The organism is Bradyrhizobium sp., from assembly GCF_049512235.1.
Taxonomy (GTDB): Bacteria; Pseudomonadota; Alphaproteobacteria; order Rhizobiales; family Xanthobacteraceae; genus Bradyrhizobium.
The window spans coordinates 1-6,200 of sequence record NZ_JBEKXH010000384.1 but is presented as its reverse complement, the minus strand read 5'-3'; the positions used below and the strand labels follow the sequence as shown (position 1 = coordinate 6,200).

Sequence of the window (6,200 nt, the reverse complement as noted above, 5' to 3'; positions counted from 1 at the left end):
GGGCGGGCACCCCCACCCCAGCCCTCCCCCCGCGAAGTGCGGGAGAGGGGGCGCAGCATCGCAAGCTTCGATATGATTCGAACTTCGGAAACGCTCAACTAGGCTTGGCCGGGCCATAGGAATATAAAGCGGTATGGTCCAGCAGCGCCGCGATCCCCAACAACGCCCCTCGCCGGAAGCCCTGCTGGAAGCGGCCCGGCGCGAGGACCGCCGCGAGGGCCGGCTCAAGATCTTCGTCGGCGCCGCCCCCGGCGTCGGCAAGACCTACGAGATGCTGCAGAGCGCGCACGCCAAGCTCAAGGCCGGCGCCGACGTCGTGGTCGGCGTGGTCGAGACCCATGGACGAATCGAGACCGAGGCGCTGCTGCAAGGCCTTGAGGTCCTGCCGCGCAAGCGGCTCGAATACCGGGATCAGATGCTCGAGGAGATGGATCTCGACGCGCTGATCGCGCGCCATCCGCAGATCGCCCTGGTCGACGAATTGGCCCACAGCAACGCGCCCGGCAGCCGCCATCCCAAGCGCTATCTCGACGTCGAGGAACTGCTCTCGCGCGGCATCGACGTCTACACCGCGGTCAATATCCAGCACATCGAGAGCCTCAACGACGTGGTCGCCCAGATCACCCATGTGCGGGTGCGCGAGACCGTGCCGGATTCGGTATTCGACCGCGCCGACGCCATCGAACTGATTGACCTCACGCCGGACGACCTGATCCAGCGCCTGAAAGAGGGCAAGGTCTACGTTCCCAAACAGGCCGAGCGCGCGCTCGAGCATTATTTCTCGCCGGGCAACCTGACCGCGCTGCGCGAGCTGGCGTTGCGGCGGACCGCCGAGCGCGTCGACGAACAGCTGCTGACGCACATGCAGGCCAACGCCATCGCCGGCCCCTGGGCCGCGGGCGAGCGCATCCTGGTTTGCGTCAGCGAGGATCCGCGCGCGGCGGGGCTCGTGCGCTACACCAAGCGGATGGCGGACCGCCTGCATGCGCCCTGGACCGCCCTCAGCATCGAGACCCGGCGCAGCCTGCAACTGAGCGACGAGCAGCGCGACCGGCTGGCCGACACGCTGCGTCTGGCGGAAGCGCTGGGCGGCGAAGCGCTGACCATTCCCGGCGTGGGCCGCCGCATTGCCGACGATGTCTTAGGCTTTGCGCAGGCCAACAACGTCACCCAGATCATCATTGGAAAATCGGTGCGGTCGCTGTGGTTCGAACTCAGGCGCGGCTCGGTGGTGCACGATCTGGTGCGGCGCTCGGGAAACATCAGCGTCAACGTCATTGCCGGCGACGAACTGCCTCCCGGGCCCGCCGTCACGACCGCGGTGCAGACCGCCGCCCGGATCGAGCCATTCGATCCCAGGCCCTATCTGATGGCGCTGGTTTTCACCGCCATCGGCCTTGGCGCCGCGGCATTGATCCAGCCCATGTTCGGGATCGAAAACGTCGATCTGGTGTTTCTGACGGCCGTGGTCGGCGTCGCCGTGCGCTACGGCCTGTGGCCGTCATTGCTGGCCAGCGTTGCGGCGTCGCTGAGCTACAATTTCTTCTTTTTGCCGCCGATCTATACTTTCACGATCACCGATCCGACCAATATCGCGGCCTTCTTCTTTTTCATGCTGATCGCGATCCTGGTATCCAACGTGGCTGCGCGGGTGCGAACCCAGGCGGTCTCCGCGATCGGCCGGATACGGACCACGGAATTGCTGTACGCCTTCAGCCGCAAGCTCGCGAGCACCGCGAAGCTGGACGACGTGCTGTGGGCGACCGCCTACCAGACCGCGTTGATGCTCAAGGTCCGGGTGGTGCTGCTGCTGCCCGAGGAGGGCGTCCTGACGGTGAAGACCGGCTATCCGCCGGAGGATCAGCTCGACAAGGCCGATCTTGCCGCCGCCAACTGGGCGTGGGCCAACGATCGCCCCGCCGGGCGCGGCTCGGATACGCTGCCCGGCGCCAAGCGGCTGTTTCTTCCGATGCGGACCGGACGCGGGCCGATCGGCGTCATCGGTATCGACGACGACAGGACAGGCCCGCTGCTGACCCCGGATCAGCGTCGCCTGCTGGATGCTCTGGTCGATCAGGGCGCGCTCGCCATCGAGCGGGTGCTGCTGGTCGAGGACATGGATCGCGTCAAGCGCACCGTGGAATCGGACCGTCTGCGCTCGGCGCTGCTGACCTCGATCTCGCACGATCTCAAGACGCCGCTCGCCTCGGTTCTCGGCGCCGCCTCCACGATGCGGGACCTGGCCAGCGCGCTGAGCGAGACGGAAAAGCGCGACCTGCTCGCCACCGTGATCGACGAATCCGAGCGGCTCAACCGCTTCATCGCCAACCTGCTCGACATGACCAAGCTGGAATCCGGCGCCATCGTGCCCAATACGGCGCCGCACGATATCGGCGAGATCATCGGCAGCGCATTGCGGCGCGGAGCCAAGATCCTGTCGCGGCACCGGGTCTCGCTTGAACTCGCCGCCGATTTGCCGATGCTGGAGCTCGACGCCGTGCTGTTCGAGCAGGTGCTGTTCAACCTTCTCGACAATGCCGCGAAATATTCCCCGGCCGACACCACGATATCGATCAGGAGTGTGCGGGACAGGGATACCATAACCCTGCAGATATCGGACGAGGGCGACGGCATTCCGCCGGCGGAGCTGGAGAGCGTGTTTGACAAATTCTATCGCGCGCAGAAAGGCGATCATGTCCGTCCCGGCACCGGCCTTGGGCTTGCGATTTCCCGCGGCTTCGTCGAGGCCATGCATGGCACGATCTCGGCCGACAACCGCGCCGACCGCAGCGGTGCCGTGCTGACCATCCGGTTGCCGATCCCGGCCTCGTCGCAAGTTCTGGACACCGCCGCATGAACCCTACCCCGATCAAGGTTCTGGTCGTCGACGATGAGCCGCCGATCCGCAAATTGTTGCGGATGGGCTTGACAACGCAGGGCTACGAAATCCTGGAAGCCAGCAACGGCAAGATCGCGCTGGAAATGCTGGCCCAGAATCCGGCCCTCATCATTCTCGATCTCGGCCTGCCGGATATCCAGGGCCATGAACTCCTGCGCATGATCCGCGGTCGCAACGACAGCGTTCCGATCGTGGTGCTGTCGAGCCGTGGCGACGAGGCCGGCAAGGTCCAGGCGCTCGATCTCGGCGCCGACGATTACCTGACCAAGCCGTTCGGGATGGACGAACTGCTCGCCCGCATGCGCGCGGCCTTGCGGCATCAATTGCAGGTTCATGGCGAGCGCCCGGTCTTTCGCTCCGGCGATCTCGCGGTCGACCTGGTGCGGCGTATCGTCAAGGTCGGCGAGCGGGACGTAAAACTGTCGCCGAAGGAATACGAACTGCTGCGCGTTTTGGTGCAGCACGCCGGCAAGGTCCTGACCCACCGCTTTCTGCTGAAGGAATTATGGGACGAACTGACCGACGCGCAGTATCTGCGCGTCTATGTGCGCCAGCTCCGCCAGAAGATCGAACAGGACCCCGAGCGCCCGCAATTCGTGCTGACCGAAACCGGGATCGGGTACCGGCTGAGGGCGGGGGATTGAGGTGGGCAGCGAGCGGTGTCGCCTTTGCCTCGGTTCTTTGCGATTTCAGTCCTGCTTTGTTCTAGACGGATGGGCGCCAATGGCGTATAGGACGGTCCGTGTCCCGCAGGCTCATTACCGTAGCCGAAACGCCCCTGTTTGTGCGCCAGGCCGATGACGTCTGGGACAACGACGAACGCACCGCCTTTGTGAACTTCATCGCCAGCAATCCCGAGGCCGGCGACGTGATTCCGGACACCGGCGGTGTTCGGAAAGTGCGATGGAGCCGGAGCGGTGCCGGCAAGCGCGGCGGCGTCCGGGTGATTTACTACTATCACGATGCCAGCCTGCCATTATACCTGCTGCTGGTCTACGCGAAGGCACGACGCGAGGACCTGACGCCGGATGAGAAACGGATGGCGCGCAAGCTTGCCGCCATCCTGAAAGAGTAGAAGGGACTTTAGTGATGAGCAAATTCGCCAGGGAGTTGATCGAGAGCATGCAGCAGGCGGCCGGCCATGCTCGTGGCCGCAGGATCCCGGGCATGCGCGTGTCGAAAGTCGCGATCCCCGACGTCAAGGCGATCCGGCGCTCGCTCAGGATGTCGCAACACCGCTTCGCCACGGCCTATCGCATCCCGCTTGCAACGCTGAAGAACTGGGAACAAGGCCGCCGCCATCCCGACGCCCCCGCCGCCGCCTATCTGCTGGCCATCAAGCGCCGTCCCAAGGAAGTGATGGAGGCGGTTTCGTGAATGGCGTGGGTCAACACGGGGACTGCAAGGTGGATGAAACAGAGCACGGTTTCTCCGAAGGAGGGCGACGACAAGGGTCGCCCTTAGGATCGACATTACGTAGGGGCGCCCCTTGTGGGCGCCCTGTCTGAACCTCACCGTTGTTTCGTATTAGCCAACGGGTCGCGGCCCAGGTCGGGAGAGGGCGCGCAGCAGCGCAAGCGGCGAACAGGAAAGCTTGCTCGCTTCGTCGCAGGGACGTGGCTCCGATAACAGACATTCGCGCCGCATGATTCGAGGCGCGCCAACGGGCTGGCGGGATCGTCCTCGATCACAACCACCCCACCCGCCGGAACCGCCACCACAACCCCGCGCATGCCGCCAGGATCACGGCCCACACCGTGTAGTAACCATAGTCCCATTGCAGTTCCGGCATGTTCTTGAAGTTCATGCCGTAGATGCCGGCGATCATGGTCGGGATCGCGATGATGGCCAGCCACGAAGCAAGCTTCTTGGAGACCGCGGTCTCCTGGGCCTGGCCGACCAAGAGGCTCGCCTCGAAGGCAAACGCCAGCACCTCGCGCAGCGAATCGATCTGCTCCTGGACGGTGCGGACGTGGTCGGTGACGTCGCGGAACAAGGGACGCATGGTGGCGCGCACCATCGGTAGATTGTCATGCTCGAGCCGGCGGCAGACTTCCACCAGCGGCCCGACCGCGTGCCGCAGCCGCAGCAGGTCGCGGCGCAGCAGGTAAAGCCGCTCGATCTGCGCCCGGGTCATCGCGCTGGCCAGCACCTGCGCCTCCATGACCTCGACCTCCTCTTGGATGGTTTCGAGCACCGGCGAATAGTTGTCGACGATGAAATCGAGGATGGCGTAGAGGATGTAGTCCTCGCCCCGCGCCAGCGCCCGCGGGCAGCTCTCGCAGCGCTCGCGCACCGGCGCGTACGAGGTCGAGGCGCCATGGCGGACCGACACCAGATAGCCTTCGCCGACGAACAGATGGGTCTCGCCGAACGCGATGCTGTCGCCGACCAGCTGCGCGGTGCGCGCGACGATGAAAAGCCCGTCGCCATATTGTTCTATCTTCGGCCGCTGATGGGCATGGTCGGCGTCCTCGATGGCGAGATCGTGCAGCTGGAACTGGCGCTGCACACTGGTCAAGAGCGCCATGTCCGGCTCGCGCAGCCCGATCCAGACCACATGGCCCGGCCGCGCCCGCCAGCTGGAGGCTTCCTCGATGGCGATATTGGCGACGCGCCGGCCATCGACATAGGCGCCGGCCGCGACCACGCCCTCGGCGTTGATGGGCTCGGTAGCCGACGCGGCAGCTGGCGCGATGTTCATGGTTTCCGTCCCAATGCACGTCGTTGAGCTTTGCTACGATGCAAAAGCTTCGCGAAGGCTAACACCGGTGAGAGCAACGTCAAATGGAATGAGCGAACATAGCCCGGATGAGCCAACGGGTCGGCGCGAATGCGCCGCCCGATGACAGGCTCCGCGATATCCGGGTCTTCGCCGGCTCCCGCATATCGCGTTGCTCATGCGGGCTACTTGCTGCCGGCGCGCAATATCTGCGCGTCTATTTGCGCCAGCTCCGGCAGAAGATCGAGCAAGACCACGAGCGCCCGCAATTCGTGCTGACCGAGGGGGGGATAGGGTATCGGCTAAGGGGGGATTGGTTTTCGAACCCGAGGTCGATCACGAAGTGATCGGGTGAGCGGTGTTACCATCCGAGGCGTGAGGGCGAGGCGACGCTCTCTCACTCCCTCCCCCCGCTCTTGCGGCGGGGAGGGTGGGGTGGGGGGTGTCTCCGCAAACACCGCGGCCCGCGATAGACCCCCCACCCCCGACCCCTCCCCACCGCTGCGCGGGGGGAGGGGAGCGTAGGCAGCGCGGCTCCCTCACTGATGAGACTGACAAGGCCTTCGCCCGATGGTCTTG

General features: G+C 65.1%; 5 protein-coding genes and 1 pseudogene. 5 read left to right on the top strand and 1 reads right to left on the bottom strand.

Features of this window, described 5'->3' with window-relative positions; genetic code table 11:
- Positions 1 to 133: 133 nt before the first annotated feature.
- The 4 genes from ABSG20_RS27055 to ABSG20_RS27040 all read left to right on the top strand — a co-directional run bounded on the left by ABSG20_RS27055 (position 134) and on the right by ABSG20_RS27040 (position 4,276).
- Positions 134 to 2,857, top strand: a complete 2,724-nt coding sequence (locus tag ABSG20_RS27055; protein WP_423867547.1) for a DUF4118 domain-containing protein — start codon at positions 134 to 136, stop codon at positions 2,855 to 2,857.
- Entirely contained in the window at positions 2,854 to 3,543 is a 690-nt protein-coding gene (locus tag ABSG20_RS27050; protein ID WP_423867546.1) for a response regulator transcription factor, read from the top strand. Before ABSG20_RS27055 ends, ABSG20_RS27050 begins: the two co-directional genes overlap by 4 nt.
- Positions 3,544 to 3,641: 98 nt before the next feature.
- Positions 3,642 to 3,974, top strand: coding sequence for a type II toxin-antitoxin system RelE/ParE family toxin (locus ABSG20_RS27045; protein WP_423867545.1), 333 nt, complete (start codon positions 3,642 to 3,644; stop codon positions 3,972 to 3,974).
- A 14-nt stretch (positions 3,975 to 3,988) separates the two neighbouring features.
- Entirely contained in the window at positions 3,989 to 4,276 is a 288-nt protein-coding gene (locus ABSG20_RS27040; protein ID WP_423867544.1) for a helix-turn-helix domain-containing protein, read from the top strand.
- 310 nt (positions 4,277 to 4,586) lie between these two features.
- Here ABSG20_RS27040 and ABSG20_RS27035 read toward each other — a convergent pair whose 3' ends face one another.
- Complete coding sequence (locus ABSG20_RS27035) at positions 4,587 to 5,603, bottom strand: magnesium and cobalt transport protein CorA (protein WP_423867543.1); 1,017 nt, start codon at positions 5,601 to 5,603, stop codon at positions 4,587 to 4,589.
- Positions 5,604 to 5,821: 218 nt separating this feature from the next.
- Between ABSG20_RS27035 and ABSG20_RS27030 the strand changes: the two are divergent.
- Positions 5,822 to 5,968: pseudogene (locus ABSG20_RS27030) on the top strand (winged helix-turn-helix domain-containing protein); the annotation flags it as partial.
- Between the last annotated feature and the right edge of the window lie 232 nt (positions 5,969 to 6,200).

Coding starts and splice junctions, on each gene's coding strand:
- ABSG20_RS27055 (WP_423867547.1), top strand. CDS start 134: ATGGTCCAGCAGCGCCGCGATCCCCAACAACGCCCCTCGCCGGAAGCC.
- ABSG20_RS27050 (WP_423867546.1), top strand. CDS start 2,854: ATGAACCCTACCCCGATCAAGGTTCTGGTCGTCGACGATGAGCCGCCG.
- ABSG20_RS27040 (WP_423867544.1), top strand. CDS start 3,989: ATGAGCAAATTCGCCAGGGAGTTGATCGAGAGCATGCAGCAGGCGGCC.
- ABSG20_RS27035 (WP_423867543.1), bottom strand. CDS start 5,603: ATGAACATCGCGCCAGCTGCCGCGTCGGCTACCGAGCCCATCAACGCC.